This window comes from Tissierella sp. MB52-C2 (assembly GCF_030931715.1).
Taxonomy (GTDB): Bacteria; Bacillota; Clostridia; order Tissierellales; family Tissierellaceae; genus Tissierella.
On sequence record NZ_CP133261.1, the window covers coordinates 1,643,172 to 1,660,273 of the forward strand.

The following is a 17,102-nucleotide window of genomic DNA, read 5'->3' on the forward strand; positions in this document are numbered from 1 at the left end:
TAAATCTAGCAAATAGTAAACACTCTACTAGATAATTCCTTAACTACACCTTTTAATTCTAATATGGTCAATATACTATTTAATGTAGCTATGTCTATTCCTAGTTTATATGAAATAGTATCTGAGTGCATAGGTTCAGTTTCTAAAATTTTGATTAATCTTATCTCTGTTTCGCTATAATTTGAATAATCAATTTCCCTTTTACTATGTTTCTTCTGTGAAGATAGCTTATCTTGAATTTGGTGAATTTCTTCAATAATATCGTCTATTTCTAAAAGTGGCTTTGCACCATCTTTAATTAGTTTATTTGTTCCACTACTAAATATACTGTTAATATTGCCAGGTAAAGCGAAAATATCCTTACCTTGTTCTAATCCGTGATGAGCTGTAATTAAAGATCCTGATTTTTCTTGAGCTTCGATTACTACGACTCCTAAGGATAGTCCTGATATTATTCTATTTCTTTGAGGAAAATTATAGGCTAAAGGTGGAGTCCCTAGAGGAAATTCAGAAACCACACAGCCTTGTTCTTCTACATCCTTATATAAATGTAGATTTTTCTTTGGGTAAATTATATCTATTCCATTTCCAATAACTCCAATTGTTCTTCCTCCATTATCTAAGGCAGTCTTATGAGCTATAGCATCTATACCCAAAGCTAAGCCACTAATAATTGTAATTCCTAAATTTACTAGTTCCTTAGTAAATTTTTCACAGGCCCATTTTCCATAGGCAGTGGCCTTTCTAGATCCAACTATGGCTATTCCTAGACTATCTTCTTGTAAGATATTGCCTTTTGCATAAAGTACTTTTGGACTATCATCTATATATCTTAACCTTTTTGGATAATTTTCGTCATATATAGTTAGTATATTAATATTTTGTTTTTCTATATTATAAAACAACTTTTTTATATTCTCTTTATTTTTATAATATACTAGTTTTTCTTTTACTTCTTTTTTTATATTATTTATAGAGTAAACTTCATCATTAGGGGCTTCCCAAAATTCTCTCAAATCCTTAAAGGAATTGGTAATCTTATCTATATTACTATTTCCTATTCCTAAGCTACTTAACCAAATAAGAATTTCTCTTTCAGCAATATCCATTAGTCTACCCCCAATATTTATTATCTAATGTTCTATATCTAATGGCCTCCAATATATGTCTATCTTGTATTTTTTCTTCTCCATCTAAGTCTGCAATTGTTCTAGATACCTTAAGCAACCTATTATATGTTCTTCCACTAAATTTATACTTTTCAAAGGCCTGATTCATAATATCCTCTGAATCACCGGTTAACTTACAATGCTTTTTCATATCCTTAGGTGGTATCTGTGAATTGCTAAATATTTTATTATTTTTAAACCTTTTCAACTGAATATCTCTAGCTTTCTTAACTCTCGCTCTAATAAGCGCTGATGACTCTTCATTATTTTGGTTCTGTAAGTCATTATATTTTACTGGAGAGACTTCAATGTGAATATCTATTCTATCAAGTAAAGGATTGCTAATTTTCCCTAAATATCTATCTATCTGTCCTTGAGAACAAGTACATTCATGTAGAGGATCCCCAAAAAAACCACATGGACAAGGGTGCATTAGCAAAAAGCAAAACTATTACTTTAGAATGTATGTACAATGATATAAATTCTCTTCCTGAGTCATCCTTGGGAGAAAGAGTTAGGAAGTCAAGGCTACTACAAAATCTTACGATTAAAGAATTATCCAAAAAAGCTTGTATGTCCGCAGAAACAATTAGTAATATTGAGAAATCTCGGACAACTCCTAATATTAACAGTTTGTTGAAATTAAGTCAAGCTTTAAATACAAATAATATATATTTGCTAGGCACTGATAGCTGGCCAGAAGAAACTCAAGGACAAATAATATATAAATATAGAATGATCCTAGGATTGTCTCAGGAACAGCTTGCAAAGAAATGTAGCTTGCATAAATCAACTATACAAGATTATGAAAATAATATATTATCTAATCCAGATACACTAAAAATAATTTATACAAAAATAGGCTATATATAATAGGAAGGAATTGTTTCATTCAATATCATTCTATCACCTCTCCAACTATATTTATACCTTTTATTAATAAATTAGTGATATGATACTTCCAAAGTAGACAGTATAATTAAAAAACAGACTATCTACTTGGAGGTATTTTCTTATGATTATCTTTAATTAAGCAAATATTTTATTGAAGCTTAAAATGTCATAATAACACCTAATACAAGTCCTATTGTGCCTACTAAAAGTAGTATAAACACGTTTTTCCAGTTAAATCTCATAGAATCACCCCTAGAATAGATTCTACATAAGTTTAAAAACTCCTTCGAAAATAAAAAAAGACCAGAATTGATTTTCTAGGCTAATAACTCTTAATGCTCTAGGAAGGTTTTCTCTTCTCTCGATCCATCCTTTTAATTCTAAATTCTTTAAATACATATGAACAGTGTTGAAATATATAAACATTTATGGGAAGTAAACAGACTTCACATAATCCAACTTTTAAAAAATATTCAGTTTCTAAAATTCTTTGAAGAGATTGTGAAATAAAACTTCAATTTGCGAATCCACTTCAAATTTTTTACAAAGTTTATCAAAAATACATTTTATATCATCTTCAAAATTATTATTAAAACTTAAATCAGTAATTTTTAATGAAATAAGACTCTCTTTAATTTCTTCTAATAAATCATATGCACTGTCAGTTTTATTAGATAGATACTTTATAGTTCCTCTATGCAATAACCTTAATACCTTATACCATTCTGGCCTATTAGATATGTAATTAGATTCTAATTGTTTTCTTATAATTTCTTTATTATCTATGATAAAGTTTGTATCATATTTCAAAAGAACTATACTGTTTTGCAAGTCTTGTTGTGAAATTGTTTCCCTTATGTCCAAATCGACAGAAATGTTATCCTGATAAACCAAGATTAATATACCTTTAGGGTTTTCAGTAAAATTAATCATTACTGGATTGCCATAGAGTGAAATTATTTCATCAACTCCATGACTATCAATGTTGCCTAAAATTATTAAGTCTATGTCAGAAAATTTTGTTGCTGTGCCTTTTGCTAAAGATCCCTTTAAAATCATTGAAAATCTATTATTTTTACAAAATTCATAAACAGATTCAATATAATTTTTATAATTTGATGAAGGATAATCTATTTCAAAGTTAAGCATAATAGCCTCCTTTCTAATCAAAGACAATACTAACTCTAGCATAATTACAAATATACACTTGTTAAAGTTTGCCTATATACCAATTATAACATTAATTATAAAATAAAATAAGTGTGAATGTTCCACTCATTTTTGAGTGTTATATCTACACTTTTATAGTACCAAAAAAGACCCTAGATTTTACTCTAGAGCCTTGTCATATCTATATAATATTGTAATAAATATTTCTAATGTAGTAAATTTTTAGAATTAGTTGCATATAATAAGTCTCCATCCTCTATACCACTATGTTGTTGGTGATATTTTAATGAAAATAATTGAATATCTTGTAATTAAAAACCTCAATCTCTTGTATGGTAAGCAAGAGGTTAATTAATACCTTAGCTCTCAAAACTCTATACTACATTTTTTCTTGTTCTAATTCTACTAACGATACATCTATAACTTTTTTCAATACACCAGCCATGTAGTTTCTTTCATCTTCTGTAAATTTCATAATACCTAAAGAATACAATAAATCTCTAGCTATAAATAATAGGTCAACTACCATTATTTATCACCCTTTGAATAGAATTTTATACTTTAATTCCACATAGGAATAAGAAAATCCTTCTTTTTTGAAAAAGTTTTTTAAATAAAAAAGACCAGAAGAAAGTGATACGCTTCCCTCAGTCTATAACTTCAGTAATTAATTTCTTATTTTTAAAAATAATTAGGTTCAGAGTTTCCCCTGAACCTAACTGTTTCTAATTCATGCCTTGTCGTATCCATTTTCTGGAATGAATTGTTCCACAATTAGTGCAATAGTTAATTATATAAGTCCCTGGATGAGCTGGTTCATATCTAGTGGATATGTTCATATGTGTACAACATACTGGCCCTGCATAAGCAGATAATGTAGACCCAAACACCATGATACATACCATAAGAAGTAGTAAAATCTTTGTTGCTCTTTTCATTGTTTGTCACCTCCTTTTATTTTTCTAATTATATAATTCTTCAAAGAAGACGATAATCCCTTTTTCTAAAAAAAAGAAAGATAATCCAGACTACGATATGATCTGCTATTATTATACTAAATTTTATAAATTTATATAAAATACACTATCAAAACTTTACGAATTACGATGAAACAAGTAATTTTCTGTCCAAATTTTCTTTGATAAATAAAAAAGACCTTAGATTTTACTCTAGAGTCTCAAAGTATATTTAAATTTATTTAACACATCCTATTGTTAGTAGGAGGTGTTAACTTGTCTGAGATAGAAGAATTAATTAAAGATATTGATACATTAAAGAAAAACTTAAATGAATTGATTGAAAAGAAGGATTTCAATTTACAAGATCCCGAAATTATTAAAGCTAGTCAAGAACTTAATATCGTTATAACTAGATACAATAATTTAATTGCTGGAAAATTATAATAACAAAAGACCAGAATTAACTTTCTGGTCTAATAACTTTTAATGCTCTAGGAAGATTTTCTTTTCTCTCACGCTGGGAGCATATTCATTTTGTTTTATATAATCTACTATTATATTTAATACTTCTTCTTCTCTTTCAGTTAACATATAGATTCCCCCTTTACTGGATTATATCAGAACATTCGTTCTGTGTAAAGAGGGTTTTAAATAATAATATGGATCCTCTATCAATTTATCTAGTGATATGTTAATAGAGGATCCATATTATAGTTAAGCCTATTTTTTATTTTTTAATAGCTTCATCATTTCTAAGTTCTGCTTAATATATGGTAGTTGTGGATAATAGTGAACTACTAATGGCATCAACAAAGGCAGTATAGCAGTACTACTAAAAATAGTTTTTAATAAACTTTCATTCGATAAAGTTTCTATAATATTATCAAACTCAACAAGTTCTTTTAATTTTTCATACTTATCTTTTGCTGAATCTGATCTATCATCTTGGAGTATTAATGAGTCTTCTTTAGATTCTCTTAACATTGTTTCATTTTCTTGTGCTACAATCACTATTATTTCTTGTAGGCTTATACTGTTATCGGGAGTTCTTTCAAATATATTTCTTTGTGTCTCTCTATATTCATTTTGTTCTTTTTTTTTAAATATTCCTTGTATTCTTCTCTAATGTAATATATTGGAGATATATTACTCATATCGATATATACATATTCTCCACAATATATACAGTATACTTCTTTATCAAGATACTTACTATAATCATTTAAAATATCAATTACATGAGATCCTTCATGGCACCTAATTTCAAATTTTAATTCTAAAACTTCATCTTCAACTAGTCTATTTAATCTTTCTAAAGTAGGAGTCAATGGTATATCTAAGGCCTTAGTTATAGCATTTGGATAAAAACTTTTTATAATTCCACTATTACTTAGTCGCTCTATATAACTATCAATTTTACTATTGATTTCATATTTGTTTTGCATACCGTTTCCTCCTTTCATTATATTATTACCCTAAAATTTTGTTTCTAATATATTGTATTGATTGTTCTGTAGCTGAAGACTTAAAGCTTATACTATTTGTTGTTTTTATTCCAACTTGAATAGTATAATAATGCGGTATTCCTAATTCATCATTTAACGTAAAATTAATAAACCCTCTCTGATTAGTCATATATGACTTTAGTATCCCATATAAGGATTGATCTGTTAAGTCTTCATCGATATCAATCCTTGTTGCCATTCCAATTTGAGATAATCCTGCTAAAAATAATTGTGTAAAGGGGATTTCTTCCGTCCCTAACTCTACTTCTAATAGCTCAGTTTTTAAACCTTCAATATCTTTATTAATAAAATATTCATCTAAAGCTTTCAATGTATTAACTAATCTTTCATTTTGTGCCCTTGTTAATATAATATTCAAATCAGGCTTCGAGGTTACATCTACAAATTTTCCATTATTTAAGGAATTTCTAAAAGTTTCCAAACAATCGTTATAATTTTTTAAGATACTTACTTCTATAATTTCCTTTCCGATTAAAGGAGCTATTATATTATTTATTATTTTCCTCGCAGAAACATTATCGCTTCTTACTTCAATGTATTTTCTATCTATATCAATTATTACTGTTATGTTATTTACAGATTTAATTTTACTTATCTCTTTCCCCGTATTTATCGTTCTTGATCCCGTTGGATTCATGATTCTCATCATATACTTATTGTCACCAATCTTTATACAAGTATACTTAACTGGTAAATTAATCTGAGATGTATCAATGGGAAGTACTACGTTGTAAAAATTTGATTCTGATTCTATTCTTTCTATTATACCTGCTTTTTCCTCTTCGCTAAATTCAAATTTATACCATTTTACAGATGTCTTGCCAGCAAAAATTTTATCTTTGATCAATGAAGAAACACTACTATCTATGAAAAGCTGATTTTTAATATTGTAAAGATGTATCTTGACATCAGTATCTACATCAATATTTAATTCCATTTCATTTATTATTTTATCAGTATCTTCCTTGGTTAAATTTAAAAAATCTGCTGGGAAAACAATATCTCTAATCTCCATTGCTTATTCCCCCCTCAATTAATCAATATTTTAATATAATGAGAGAAAATATGCAACACAAAAAAATAAGCCCTAGATTTTACTCTAGAGCCTTGTCATATCTATATAATATTGTAATAAATATTTCTAATGTAGTAAATTCTTAGAATTAGTTGCATATAATAAGTCTCCATCCTCTATACCACTATGTTGTTGGTGATATTTTAATGAAAATAATTGAATATCTTGTAATTAAAAACCTCAATCTCTTGTATGGTAAGCAAGAGGTTAATTAATACCTTAGCTCTCAAAACTCTATACTACATTTTTTCTTGTTCTAATTCTACTAACGATACATCTATAACTTTTTTCAATACACCAGCCATGTAGTTTCTTTCATCTTCTGTAAATTTCATATTCTCCAAAGAATATAATAAATCCTTAGATATAAATAATAAACCCTCTAACATAATTTATCGCCCCTTATATAAGATTTACTTATATATTTCTACATAAGTTTTAAAACTCCTTCTTTTTCATCTAATTCTATTTCAAAGCGATATTAACTCATTATAGCAATTGCACACTTCATCAATACAATTGCATTAGCATTAGCATATAATTGACACCCTCTATAAAGTTAATATAGAGGGTAAGTTTATGCTGATTTATAACATCTCAAATTTTATTATTTTTTTATTTTAAGATAATTAAAGCATTCTATGAAAAAGTTAATTAAAGAATAAAACAAAATAAAACTTCCAACAATACTAATTATAGATAATAATTTAAATATAATTAAATCTAACCAACGAGGGAACCCCCCAAAGAAATTATAAAATGGCGAGATACCTCCTTCTAATAAATAAAAACCACGATAAAATATCAATATCAATGAACAAAAACACATCCTGAAGAACACATTAATTCTTTCCAAAACATAAATACCCCCTTTTTAATTATATCTAATTTTCTGTTGCCCATCTATTATTACATACTCCAAATTATACCATAACAAATATCTATAAAAATAAAAAAAGCCCTAGATTTTACTCCAGGGCCTCAATAATTATTTATATTCTATTATTACTTTTCCGTCTTTATATCCTACTTTATATCCAAACTCTTCTAGAAATCTAACTGGAACATAGTTTGTACTGCCTTTATCACTCTTTTCAATTATTCCTTCTACTTCTAAATCTTTACCATGAAGATTCATTTTAATTAAATTAGATTTACTTTCCATATATTTCACTCCTAAATAATTCAATATCCCTTTTGCTACTGCTAAGGCTAATTCTTCTTGCTTATTTTTTAATATCTTAGAATCATCTATATTAGTAATAAAAGCTAATTCTACTAAAGCTGACTGCATATTACTTTGTCTTAATACTACAAAATTAGCTGTTTTAATTCCTCTATTTAAAGTATAAACTTTACTAGATATTATGCTATCCTGGATACATTTTGCTAAAGCAGTACCTTTAACACTGCCTGGATAACTAAATGTCTCTACACCTTTACCGTCTACATTTTCGGCAGCATTACAATGTATAGATACAAATATATCTGCATTAGCTTTATTTGCTAAACTAGTACGTTCTGATAGTTCTAAGAATACATCTGTGGTCCTTGAATATATCACTTCTACATTATGTCTTTTTAATATTTCTCCTACTTTTAATGTTACTGATAATGCTATATCTTTTTCTTGCATTCCATTACCTAAGGCTCCTGGATCTTTTCCGCCATGTCCCGGTTCTAAAAATACTTTCATTATTGCTTCACCTCTTCTTTCTTCCTTAATATATCAAATGAATCAGACAATAGTTTTGGGATAGGTATCCCCATTAAACCCGCATTTTCAATTATACTCATACCTTCATCTATCATGAAAGCAATAATCAGTCCATATCTTACATATTCAACTTGAAGTAATAAATCTAATTGATTTCCCATTAACACCAAAAACAAAGTCATAACCTTTTTAAATATACCTTCCCACCCTGCTCTAGAACCTAATCCTCCTGATTCTGTCTTATTTGATTTTTTAAATACACCTGCAACAACAAGTCCTGAAATATAATCTATTGCCATAAATATTAGTAATGTTTGCAATGCTCTATCCCACCCTCCTATTAGACTTGTTATTGCACTTCCTACAATTGCTATTGCTGTGAATTTACTTGTTTCTATATTTGTTATATTTGTTATATTCTCCATTCCGCACCTCCAAAAATTTCATTAAAAAAGAACCTACCTAAGTAAGTTCTTTTTTATCTCTAAGCTTCTCTATTATTCATGTAATTCGAGCTCCTTAATAATACTATTTAATTGATTCCTTTCTATTGCATTATCACTAACTATTAAATATAATTCTTTATTAATATGTTTAGTATAGCAATTTTTACCTTGCTTTTTAAAATTGTAAATATAGCTATTCACCTTAAAGTAATCCTTTGGTCTTATAATATATACTTTCATGTAATCAGCTCCTTTCCTAAATATCTATACTTGCTTATTACCTAGTTAGGGAGCTTTAAACATAGCTACTTTAATTATATTTTACTATTTTGGGCAATAAAAAAGACCATTGTCTAGTCTATTGCCCTTCTTGGCTTATATTGCTAATTCACCAGTTGCTAAAAATTCTGCAACCACTATAACATATTCTTCGGGAATCACTGGAAGTATATTCCCTTCATAATTCTCTAATTCCCACTTTTCAGCCTTTACTAATACTGCATAAGCTTTGACTTTCCAAGGTTTTATCATTATTTTACACCTCCATTTAATTTTTCTTCTATTTTTGTTAATCTATCATCTAAATCAATCAGTATCTCATATATATCAACTAACATCATATCTTTTTTTTCTTGCTGCTCTTCTTTGATTTCTGATAGAGGTTTCTTATTTATTATCTCCATTATTCAAAAGCACCTCCAAATCCATTTATGACTACTTCCTCTGTAGCTGTACCTTTTTCTATAGAAACTTTTATGTTGATTCCCGATTTATCGGCAATTTTTATATCATTAGTAAAGTTGTAGTGTCTACTGATATTCACTTGAGAGGTTATATCCTCCCATGTCGGTACTTCATCAAAAGCATTGTTACAAGCTTCTACTTTTGCTACTGCTCCTGCAGGGATGGTCCATGTTGGAGTAACTAATATTTTTGTGGCCATAATGTCAGTTTCTATAGGAGCCTTTAGAGTGAATTGGATTTTATCGTCATATCTAGTAAATATATAGTTTCTTACTGCCGTAGCTCCATGTTCATCTCTAGCTTCTATCCTAATATTGTGCTGACCTATTCTTAGCCTGTACCAATCTTCGCTAGAGATAGTAAATGTATTTGTAGCACCATCTATAGCTTGATATTCTTCTTTTAATACATTGTTAATATATGTTTTTACTGTTATTGCATTACCTTCATTATCAGATACAGAAAAATCAATGCTAAAAGGTTCTGTTTTTTGCCCTAAGTCCTTGTCTTGCCCATCTATGATAGGAGCAGAATTTGTTCTTCTGAAAGTAAATCTCCTATAAGCTATACCACCTTGCTGATCATCTATTTTTATTTCTATAGTATTATTAGAGTTTAATTCTAATTTAAATAACGTTTCATTAGTTATCTCTATTTCTAAATCTTGATTTCTAGGTGCTCCACTTACAGTTCTAATAATAGAACCATTTAGTTTTTCCGTTACTACTAAGGTATCAGAGGTATCAACATCATCTACTTGATAAGTGATTAAGAAACCTAAGTTTTTATCTCCTAAGTTACTATCTTGTCCACTTATGCTAGGTGCAGTATTGTTTACTACTGTCCTAGTTGCTGATGTAGTATATCCACTTTCTGCACCTTGAGAGTCATATGCCTTTACTCTATAAGCCACAGTATTCCATCCCTTGGTTATACTATCTGTAAACCTTCTGTTAGTTCCTTTATATACTTGAGTATAAGCTGCCCCATTTACACTACGCTCTAGAATGTAGCCACTTAAATTGCTGTCAGAATCAGTACTAGCTCCCCAAGATATATCTAAGCTGTTTCCACCTCTTACTGTTGTAGGTACTGTTATTGATGGTGGTGTTGTAGGTGCAGTATTGAATATAATTCTATATGCTCCGTCGGAATCTGGTGTATCAGATATTAAAATTCCAGACGGCAGATTGCAAAGAGGACGAATGCCCGCACTACCTCTATGTGCAAGGCCGGTGCCTCTACTCCCAGAAATAGAAACCATATAGACCATGTCGATGGTAGGAGTATAAGGAGTTCTTAAGTCCCAACTAAAAGGTTTACTTGAGTCTAAGAGTGTTGTTTCTTTATATTCACTTCTGCTAACTGCATCAACTGTTGGGTATGCCTTTCTTGATTCGTCATCAGTAAATAGAGAGAGCTTACTTCCTTCTATTGTGCCTGCTTCATTGGTTAGCCCTACTTCTGTAGTTGAGGCAAGGAATATTTTTGATACTACCTCTTCGCTTCCACCTTCCAATAGCTTAGTTTTGGCTACTTTCACTGTAGTATTAAGCAAAGCTGCCACAAAGTTTGTTGCAAAACCATTCAAGAACCCAGCTTCTGTGTCGTAGCTGTTATATGTCACATTTGCTTTAATCGGTGGTGCGTCATGACTATGTTGTCCTGAATACCAATTTCCAGCTGTTGCTCCACTATTAAGCCACTGGAGAATATTTGATACTTTGTAATCATTATTTCCCCAATTCGCCCTACTGCTGAGCGGGTTTGATGGTTCTTTTCCATCAGAGGCTTTTAAGCAAAGTATTTTCTCTGATATTAAAGTTACAGAGTTGGCAGGGTATCCAGCGTGATTTTTGTCCGCTATTTGCCATATGATAGGACTTCCATAGTACTTAGAATTTATATCTTTAACCTTTGCACCCACAGGTAAACTACTCAATAATTTTGCCATTATATCACCAACCTTTTTCCTAATGAGTCATAAACTCCATGATTCAGCTCTATACTATCCAAATTAGTAAAATTAACTATAAATATATTATGAGTGATATTATTTAAACTAGCATTTTTAAGTATAGCTACTTCTACTGCTAGAGAGGTTATATCATCTTTGTTTGTTTTAGCTTGTATACTTGATTTATAGATTCCACCTTCTATATAATTCATTCTATTTGCAGAAAAAGGACTACCTTCTTCTAATACTTCTCCTTCATCTGGAATATGAGTTATACTCCCATCTTGATTTTGCACTTCTCTAAATGTACCTGGTCTTTCTGTTATACGATCCTGCCATGTCTGCTTTTCATATACCTCTATATTTTTCATTGCATTACCTCCACGACCTTAATAGAAAATACTACTAGAAGTCCCTTAGTTGCATTTTTAACTATTGGTTGAGGATTTTCTAGTAGTATATTTCCACTTTTACCTATTAATTTTATGTTCTGTATATCTCCAACTATAGTATCATCAAGCATTATAAATACTTTAAGAGTATCATTATCTATAGATGTTCTATATAGCTGTAGTAGTTTAGTCTCTGTTTCCATTTGTATTTCTGCATAATCAACTAAACCTAAAATTGATTGTGCTATTTCTTGTATTCCTTCCCCAGTTATCATAGTTTCGCCTCCCCACTTTTAAATGTTCCAGTTAATTTATATCTTTGAGAAGTATCTGTTTTGCTTGTATTTACGTTAAGTGTAGTACCGAAGCTGACTCCTTCAGTTTGAATATAAGGTTTAGTTCCACATTTGAATGTACCACACATTAAATAAGGTACTGGATATTCTTTATAATTGGTTTGAAGTTCTAGTTCTTTTGAATGTTCACTTGTAAGCCTGAAATCAAGCCATGAAGGTTTTATTTTTTTAATTATCTTTACTATTTCATCTATGTTTAGAGACTTTATATCCTTAAATGCCACATCAAATATATACTCTGCAAAATGCTCGGCAATTTCAACATCCCCAAAGAAAGATAGTATTGCTTCTATCTCGTCTTTTCTTATAACATTTTCATCAGACATAAATTGTATTAATTCAGATATTACTCTTGCTTTTCTTATTTCAATGCTATCATAAATATTAGAAGGAAGCTTGAAAAACTTTTCCCATTGCTCTAATCCTTTACCCTTTCCGGTCAAAGGATTTACTTCATTTTCTAACATATCAATATCATATTGAAGTTTGTCTAATGAATTTCCTATAGCTTGTGACTCTATATCTTTACTTTTGAAGAGATCTTCGGGAATTTGATTTTCTATAATTTCTTTATAACTAAGTTGTGACATTAAATTCACCCTCTTGAGCTATAGCATTTTCATTTAATTGTATGTTTTCTATGGGTTCTATAACTTCAACATCTATTACTTCTTCTAAATCATATATTGCATTAGCTAAACCCATTTTTCTTATAATGCCACCTATACCAACAACTTTAATATAGACTCTTATTGATTGTTTTATCCTTTCAAGAATAGTCATATCTTCAATCTTAGACTCTAGAGTAAAACCTTCTTTTAAAGACACTTTTATAGCAGTATTAAATATATAAGCTTCAGGTTTGATTACTCCTAAATCACATCCTAAAGGTCTTTTTTCTAATAGATGCTTTAGTGCCCTTTCGACCAATTCATCAGAAGGAATTCCATTGGCTGCAGCTATAAGTACGTCTGTTGTCCCACGTCCTCTGTTCATCTCTAGGGTTTTAGCAAATACAACACCATCTACTTCTCTAGCTCTATTAGCAAAAGCATCATCTGTTCCATAAAATTTATCTTTCTTAAATCTACTTCTATATTCTTCATCTTCTTCACTTCCGGAGCCATCTTTAAAACCTTCTATGTTTTTTACATACTCAATTCCTACAGGTGGATTATTGATAATGGAAAATACTCCTGGAGGTACGTTTGACTCTTCTCCTGTTTCTATAGTTTCTCCTAGGACTTCTATTTCAGTTTCTCCTGCAGGTAATATTACTTTTTCAGTAGTTACTCCATTTATCAGCTTTCCATATACCTCTGGATTAGTTGAAAACATAGTTCCTTCAGGAATAACTATATCTTCTTGGCTAGGTTGTTTTCTGCCAAAGATAACTGCACCTATAGCTCTAGTTGCATCCTTTCTATCTCCAATATTCATTCCTTTTCCCCACATATCAAGATAACTATCTGTTGCAGTCATAGGATTACTTTGTTTAAGGATAAAGGCTTGATTGTAGTAAATCCCTTCAATTTGTGCTGCATAAACTTTAGATTTTATTGCTATATCTGAAGCATTTGATATATTATCTACTCCTAATTCATTGGCAAAATCAATTAATATTTCTTCTACGATTTCCTCATGAGATTTAAATATAAAATCACTCATATTATCACCTCTAATCTATCCTGGATCTCACTCCAAGTAAAATAAACTAGAATAAGAATCTTTTTCTTATCTAGCCATTGAACTTCTACTCTTTCAATTAAAATATCTTCCTCAGGTTCTAAAGCTTCTCTGACATAAACATCTGCCATTGCTGGAACTCTAGAAGGTTTCTCTCTATACAGAAGTTTTAACCTACTACCTAAGCCTTCATCATATATAAAAGAGCCTCTTTCAACTATAAGTCTTATTAACATAGATTGTTTTTTAGACCCAATCCCTTCGACCATCTGTAAATCTCTTAAGCCTTTTCTAACTAAATCCCCACTCTCTATTTTATAGTCAATCAATCTAATCACCACCTAGATTCTTTCAGTGCTACCATCTGGATTTATCTTAAAATGTTCATTTATAATAACTGTTCCATCATTTTTAAGCTGAATCTTAGCTCCACCTTGGGAATATAATTCAACTTCTCCTGGTTCTATTTCTTCATCTACTATAGTGCCTACTGCCACTATATTTGACCCCATACTCCAATTCTTAATTAGTTGAACACTTGCACCGGAAGGAGGATTCCATCTAATACCAAAAGGAGCTATGAGAGGTACTTCTCTATATTCACCTAGCCCTATAGCATTTATTTCTTTACCACTACTTGTTACATTACCTAACTCAGAAGTATTATAATTATCTTGTCTTGATTGCCTTTCCCTTGCTCTTTGATAGCTCATTATAACCCCTCCCATAATGGCCTTAACCTTATAATTTTTTCATGACCAATATTAGTATTCTTTTTATCCCTAACTCCAACAATAAAAAAAACACCATCTGTCTTGGTGACTTTATCCTTTACATATGCAGTTTTATTTGTTTCAATAGGATATTTTCCATTTATAGCAATCTCAATTTCAAAACTACCTCTTTTTCTCTCTTGAATATGCCTTTTAGCTATTTCTTGTCCTTTTGATACGCTCTTAGCTTCTCCATCTTCTATTATCATTCTTCTGACATATCCTAGTGTAGTTAATGCTGCATCTTTAAACTTTGACAAGATTCTAGTTTGTGATGGGGGATAAGTCGCATATGACATTCCGCTTTGTCCTTTAACCCATACTTCACTTTTAATATCTGCCCCTCTTTTCTTTTTACTAAATCTTTTCATTCTTATAGCATCTATGGCTAAATCATTACTAAATTTATAGTTGGGAGATCCGCTGTAATTTAATACATCTGCTACAAGAGTGCCATCAGGAGTGCACCATAACCACATGCCTAATTTCTTAGTTTCTCTAAATATGGCATCCCATTCACTATCCCCTACTTCTACTACTATTTTACTTATAACCTTATCATGCTTACTGTTTACTTTAGCTTTAAATCCATAAGGTCCAGCTATCTTACTAATAAAAGTGCTCAGTTTTAATTTGTAATATGTTTTAGGTTCAGCATCATTTTCTAGAAGTATCATAGATTTATCTCTTCCACCTATTTCTATTTTGCTTCCATTATCATCCCAATACTCATCTACATCATCAGCTATTCCATTTAATATTACTCCATAGTCTTCAGATATTTTTAAGCTATCATTAGGATTAAATACATCAGCATTTACTCCATAGCCCTTTTCATCAATAGGATTTTCTATAATTATATTGAAATGGTCAGCAGGAATATCTAGTGAAGTTTCTATATCATACTCACTTATCCGCCTTATTTCATAAGTTTTTTTATTAACTTTACTATTTACTTCTACATACATAAATATCACCTACAAATTTATTTTCTGTCCTGGATAAATTAGATTTGGACTCTTAATTTGAGGATTTTTAGATATTAAGTCCTTTAAATTAATCTTATTGTTTTTAGCTATAGCCCACATAGTATCACCTTGTTTTACGGTATGAGCTTTAGGAGTGACCTTCTGTTGTGGCTTTGCTATAGTGTTAGAGGTTACTTGTTTCTTTTCTTGAACCTTTACTTCTGGAAAGTGTTCTATAAAAGAAAAACTATATTTAACATAATCAGGAGTAGGCTCTTGTTCTACTTCTAGTTTTGTAAATATAGCTTGTTGTATTTGCCATATAGGATGTATTAGTGAACCTGGTCCCCTACTATAAAATATACTAGCTAGTTTTTGGAACTCTTCATATGCACCTTCTCCTATAAATTCTCCTTCTCCATTTACTTCTCTAGGTTTCATTCCGGTATCATCTACCTCATTAATATTTGTGTAAGGATAATGGTGTATAGCTGTATTTTTTTCAAATCTTAATGAATATGTTCTAGGATTCACTGGCCATGTATAGCTTTTATATTTTAATGGTGATAATTTCAATCTAGCACCACCTTTCAATTCATGTAGAAAAGACCACTAATTAGTAGTCTTTTCTATTTCTGATTCTTTAAAGATTCTCTCATTACTAAGCAATAAAAATGCAATTCCTAAATATATAGGAATAAAAAACAATTTAAAGTTAGCTCCATTATCTCTTACATTTATTAAATCTGTGATTAAATTTACTACTGCTATTCCTATGCCCCAGGAATAGCTCCATGATTTTATTTTAGATACCTGTAGTCCGATAATGATTGTAACTATTGAAGCCACAGCATTCCATCCTAAAGTCAAATAAGTCGTAGCATCACTATAATACACCCCAGATAACATAGGAGTTAAAGAATTAATACCCCATAGGGCACCCACCAATACTAGTAAAATACCTGCTATTTTTATAGACGATTTTCCCTTATCATAATCATAGACTCTTTTCTCTTTAAAAATACTAGGATTGAACTCAGGTATCCCTTTAAAAGTATTTTTTGACTGATAATTTTCAGGATAAACATAGTTGCATACATCAATGTCTTTGATACAAACCCAATCATCCAAACCTATATGCCATAAATGGTAATCTTTTTTTATTTTCTTTTCATTTAACAACTTTATTATTTCTTCTTTATCAAAAGGTCCATATACTTGAAACCAGTCATTATAGAACCAAATTTTATTATCCATGATTATCCCCCCA

General features: G+C 30.1%; 27 protein-coding genes. 2 read left to right on the plus strand and 25 right to left on the minus strand.

Going from position 1 to position 17,102, the window contains the following annotated elements:
- Positions 1-5: 5 nt before the first annotated feature.
- Positions 6-1,109 (minus strand): DNA-processing protein DprA, encoded by a 1,104-nt coding sequence (gene dprA / locus RBU61_RS08130; RefSeq protein ID WP_308879170.1) that lies wholly within the window; start codon positions 1,107-1,109, stop codon positions 6-8.
- 4 nt (positions 1,110-1,113) lie between these two features.
- Positions 1,114-1,602: an ATP-binding protein gene (locus RBU61_RS08135; protein ID WP_308879792.1), complete on the minus strand. Its 489-nt coding sequence runs from the start codon at positions 1,600-1,602 to the stop codon at positions 1,114-1,116.
- A gap of 32 nt (positions 1,603-1,634) precedes the next feature.
- Between RBU61_RS08135 and RBU61_RS08140 the strand changes: the two genes are divergently transcribed.
- The gene (locus RBU61_RS08140; protein ID WP_308879171.1) at positions 1,635-2,042 is read left to right on the plus strand and encodes a helix-turn-helix transcriptional regulator; all 408 of its coding nucleotides are present in this window, start codon (positions 1,635-1,637) and stop codon (positions 2,040-2,042) included.
- A gap of 501 nt (positions 2,043-2,543) precedes the next feature.
- On the opposite strand, the gene RBU61_RS08145 is transcribed toward RBU61_RS08140, so the two are convergent.
- The 3 genes from RBU61_RS08145 to RBU61_RS08155 all read right to left on the minus strand — a co-directional run bounded on the left by RBU61_RS08145 (position 2,544) and on the right by RBU61_RS08155 (position 4,171).
- Positions 2,544-3,212 (minus strand): nucleotidyltransferase domain-containing protein, encoded by a 669-nt coding sequence (locus RBU61_RS08145; protein WP_308879172.1) that lies wholly within the window; start codon positions 3,210-3,212, stop codon positions 2,544-2,546.
- 400 nt (positions 3,213-3,612) lie between these two features.
- Entirely contained in the window at positions 3,613-3,762 is a 150-nt protein-coding gene (locus tag RBU61_RS08150; RefSeq protein ID WP_308879173.1) for a hypothetical protein, read from the minus strand.
- Between the two features lie 196 nt (positions 3,763-3,958).
- Positions 3,959-4,171 carry a hypothetical protein gene (locus RBU61_RS08155; RefSeq protein WP_308879174.1) on the minus strand — a complete coding sequence of 71 codons (213 nt, stop codon included), beginning with the start codon at positions 4,169-4,171 and terminating at the stop codon, positions 3,959-3,961.
- Between the two features lie 294 nt (positions 4,172-4,465).
- Between RBU61_RS08155 and RBU61_RS08160 the strand changes: the two genes are divergently transcribed.
- Complete coding sequence (locus RBU61_RS08160; protein WP_308879175.1) at positions 4,466-4,636, plus strand: aspartyl-phosphate phosphatase Spo0E family protein; 171 nt, start codon at positions 4,466-4,468, stop codon at positions 4,634-4,636.
- Between the two features lie 39 nt (positions 4,637-4,675).
- Here RBU61_RS08160 and RBU61_RS08165 read toward each other — a convergent pair whose 3' ends face one another.
- The 20 genes from RBU61_RS08165 to RBU61_RS08260 form a co-directional block, all read right to left on the minus strand.
- Positions 4,676-4,783 carry a hypothetical protein gene (locus RBU61_RS08165; protein WP_308879176.1) on the minus strand — a complete coding sequence of 36 codons (108 nt, stop codon included), beginning with the start codon at positions 4,781-4,783 and terminating at the stop codon, positions 4,676-4,678.
- Positions 4,784-4,912: 129 nt separating this feature from the next.
- Entirely contained in the window at positions 4,913-5,203 is a 291-nt protein-coding gene (locus tag RBU61_RS08170) for a hypothetical protein (RefSeq protein ID WP_308879177.1), read from the minus strand.
- A 17-nt stretch (positions 5,204-5,220) separates the two neighbouring features.
- Positions 5,221-5,637, minus strand: a complete 417-nt coding sequence (locus RBU61_RS08175; RefSeq protein WP_308879179.1) for a hypothetical protein — start codon at positions 5,635-5,637, stop codon at positions 5,221-5,223.
- Positions 5,638-5,662: 25 nt separating this feature from the next.
- Complete coding sequence (locus RBU61_RS08180; RefSeq protein WP_308879180.1) at positions 5,663-6,733, minus strand: hypothetical protein; 1,071 nt, start codon at positions 6,731-6,733, stop codon at positions 5,663-5,665.
- 299 nt (positions 6,734-7,032) lie between these two features.
- A complete protein-coding gene (locus RBU61_RS08185; RefSeq protein ID WP_308879181.1) occupies positions 7,033-7,182 on the minus strand; it encodes a hypothetical protein in 150 nt (49 codons plus the stop codon).
- Between the two features lie 599 nt (positions 7,183-7,781).
- Positions 7,782-8,489, minus strand: coding sequence for an N-acetylmuramoyl-L-alanine amidase (locus RBU61_RS08190; RefSeq protein ID WP_308879182.1), 708 nt, complete (start codon positions 8,487-8,489; stop codon positions 7,782-7,784).
- Positions 8,489-8,935 carry a phage holin family protein gene (locus RBU61_RS08195; protein ID WP_308879183.1) on the minus strand — a complete coding sequence of 149 codons (447 nt, stop codon included), beginning with the start codon at positions 8,933-8,935 and terminating at the stop codon, positions 8,489-8,491. Before RBU61_RS08195 ends, RBU61_RS08190 begins: the two co-directional genes overlap by 1 nt.
- A gap of 72 nt (positions 8,936-9,007) precedes the next feature.
- Positions 9,008-9,196, minus strand: a complete 189-nt coding sequence (locus RBU61_RS08200) for a hypothetical protein (RefSeq protein ID WP_308879184.1) — start codon at positions 9,194-9,196, stop codon at positions 9,008-9,010.
- Positions 9,197-9,331: 135 nt separating this feature from the next.
- Positions 9,332-9,487: a CD1375 family protein gene (locus RBU61_RS08205; protein ID WP_308879185.1), complete on the minus strand. Its 156-nt coding sequence runs from the start codon at positions 9,485-9,487 to the stop codon at positions 9,332-9,334.
- Positions 9,487-9,639 (minus strand): hypothetical protein, encoded by a 153-nt coding sequence (locus RBU61_RS08210; RefSeq protein WP_308879186.1) that lies wholly within the window; start codon positions 9,637-9,639, stop codon positions 9,487-9,489. Before RBU61_RS08210 ends, RBU61_RS08205 begins: the two co-directional genes overlap by 1 nt.
- A complete protein-coding gene (locus RBU61_RS08215) occupies positions 9,639-11,654 on the minus strand; it encodes a DUF6273 domain-containing protein (RefSeq protein WP_308879188.1) in 2,016 nt (671 codons plus the stop codon). The genes RBU61_RS08210 and RBU61_RS08215 overlap by 1 nt, the downstream gene beginning before the upstream one ends.
- Positions 11,654-12,028, minus strand: coding sequence for a hypothetical protein (locus tag RBU61_RS08220; RefSeq protein WP_308879189.1), 375 nt, complete (start codon positions 12,026-12,028; stop codon positions 11,654-11,656). The genes RBU61_RS08215 and RBU61_RS08220 overlap by 1 nt, the downstream gene beginning before the upstream one ends.
- Entirely contained in the window at positions 12,025-12,324 is a 300-nt protein-coding gene (locus RBU61_RS08225) for a hypothetical protein (protein WP_308879190.1), read from the minus strand. Before RBU61_RS08225 ends, RBU61_RS08220 begins: the two co-directional genes overlap by 4 nt.
- Entirely contained in the window at positions 12,321-12,995 is a 675-nt protein-coding gene (locus RBU61_RS08230; RefSeq protein ID WP_308879191.1) for a putative phage tail protein, read from the minus strand. Before RBU61_RS08230 ends, RBU61_RS08225 begins: the two co-directional genes overlap by 4 nt.
- Positions 12,982-14,073 carry a baseplate J/gp47 family protein gene (locus tag RBU61_RS08235; protein WP_308879193.1) on the minus strand — a complete coding sequence of 364 codons (1,092 nt, stop codon included), beginning with the start codon at positions 14,071-14,073 and terminating at the stop codon, positions 12,982-12,984. Before RBU61_RS08235 ends, RBU61_RS08230 begins: the two co-directional genes overlap by 14 nt.
- Entirely contained in the window at positions 14,070-14,420 is a 351-nt protein-coding gene (locus RBU61_RS08240; RefSeq protein ID WP_308879195.1) for a hypothetical protein, read from the minus strand. The genes RBU61_RS08235 and RBU61_RS08240 overlap by 4 nt, the downstream gene beginning before the upstream one ends.
- A 12-nt stretch (positions 14,421-14,432) precedes the next feature.
- Positions 14,433-14,804 carry a hypothetical protein gene (locus tag RBU61_RS08245; RefSeq protein WP_308879196.1) on the minus strand — a complete coding sequence of 124 codons (372 nt, stop codon included), beginning with the start codon at positions 14,802-14,804 and terminating at the stop codon, positions 14,433-14,435.
- A complete protein-coding gene (locus RBU61_RS08250) occupies positions 14,804-15,832 on the minus strand; it encodes a hypothetical protein (RefSeq protein ID WP_308879197.1) in 1,029 nt (342 codons plus the stop codon). Before RBU61_RS08250 ends, RBU61_RS08245 begins: the two co-directional genes overlap by 1 nt.
- A 9-nt stretch (positions 15,833-15,841) precedes the next feature.
- A complete protein-coding gene (locus tag RBU61_RS08255) occupies positions 15,842-16,408 on the minus strand; it encodes a LysM peptidoglycan-binding domain-containing protein (RefSeq protein WP_308879198.1) in 567 nt (188 codons plus the stop codon).
- A gap of 36 nt (positions 16,409-16,444) precedes the next feature.
- On the minus strand, positions 16,445-17,089 hold the full coding sequence (locus tag RBU61_RS08260; RefSeq protein ID WP_308879199.1) for a DUF4339 domain-containing protein: 645 nt from the start codon (positions 17,087-17,089) through the stop codon (positions 16,445-16,447).
- Between the last annotated feature and the right edge of the window lie 13 nt (positions 17,090-17,102).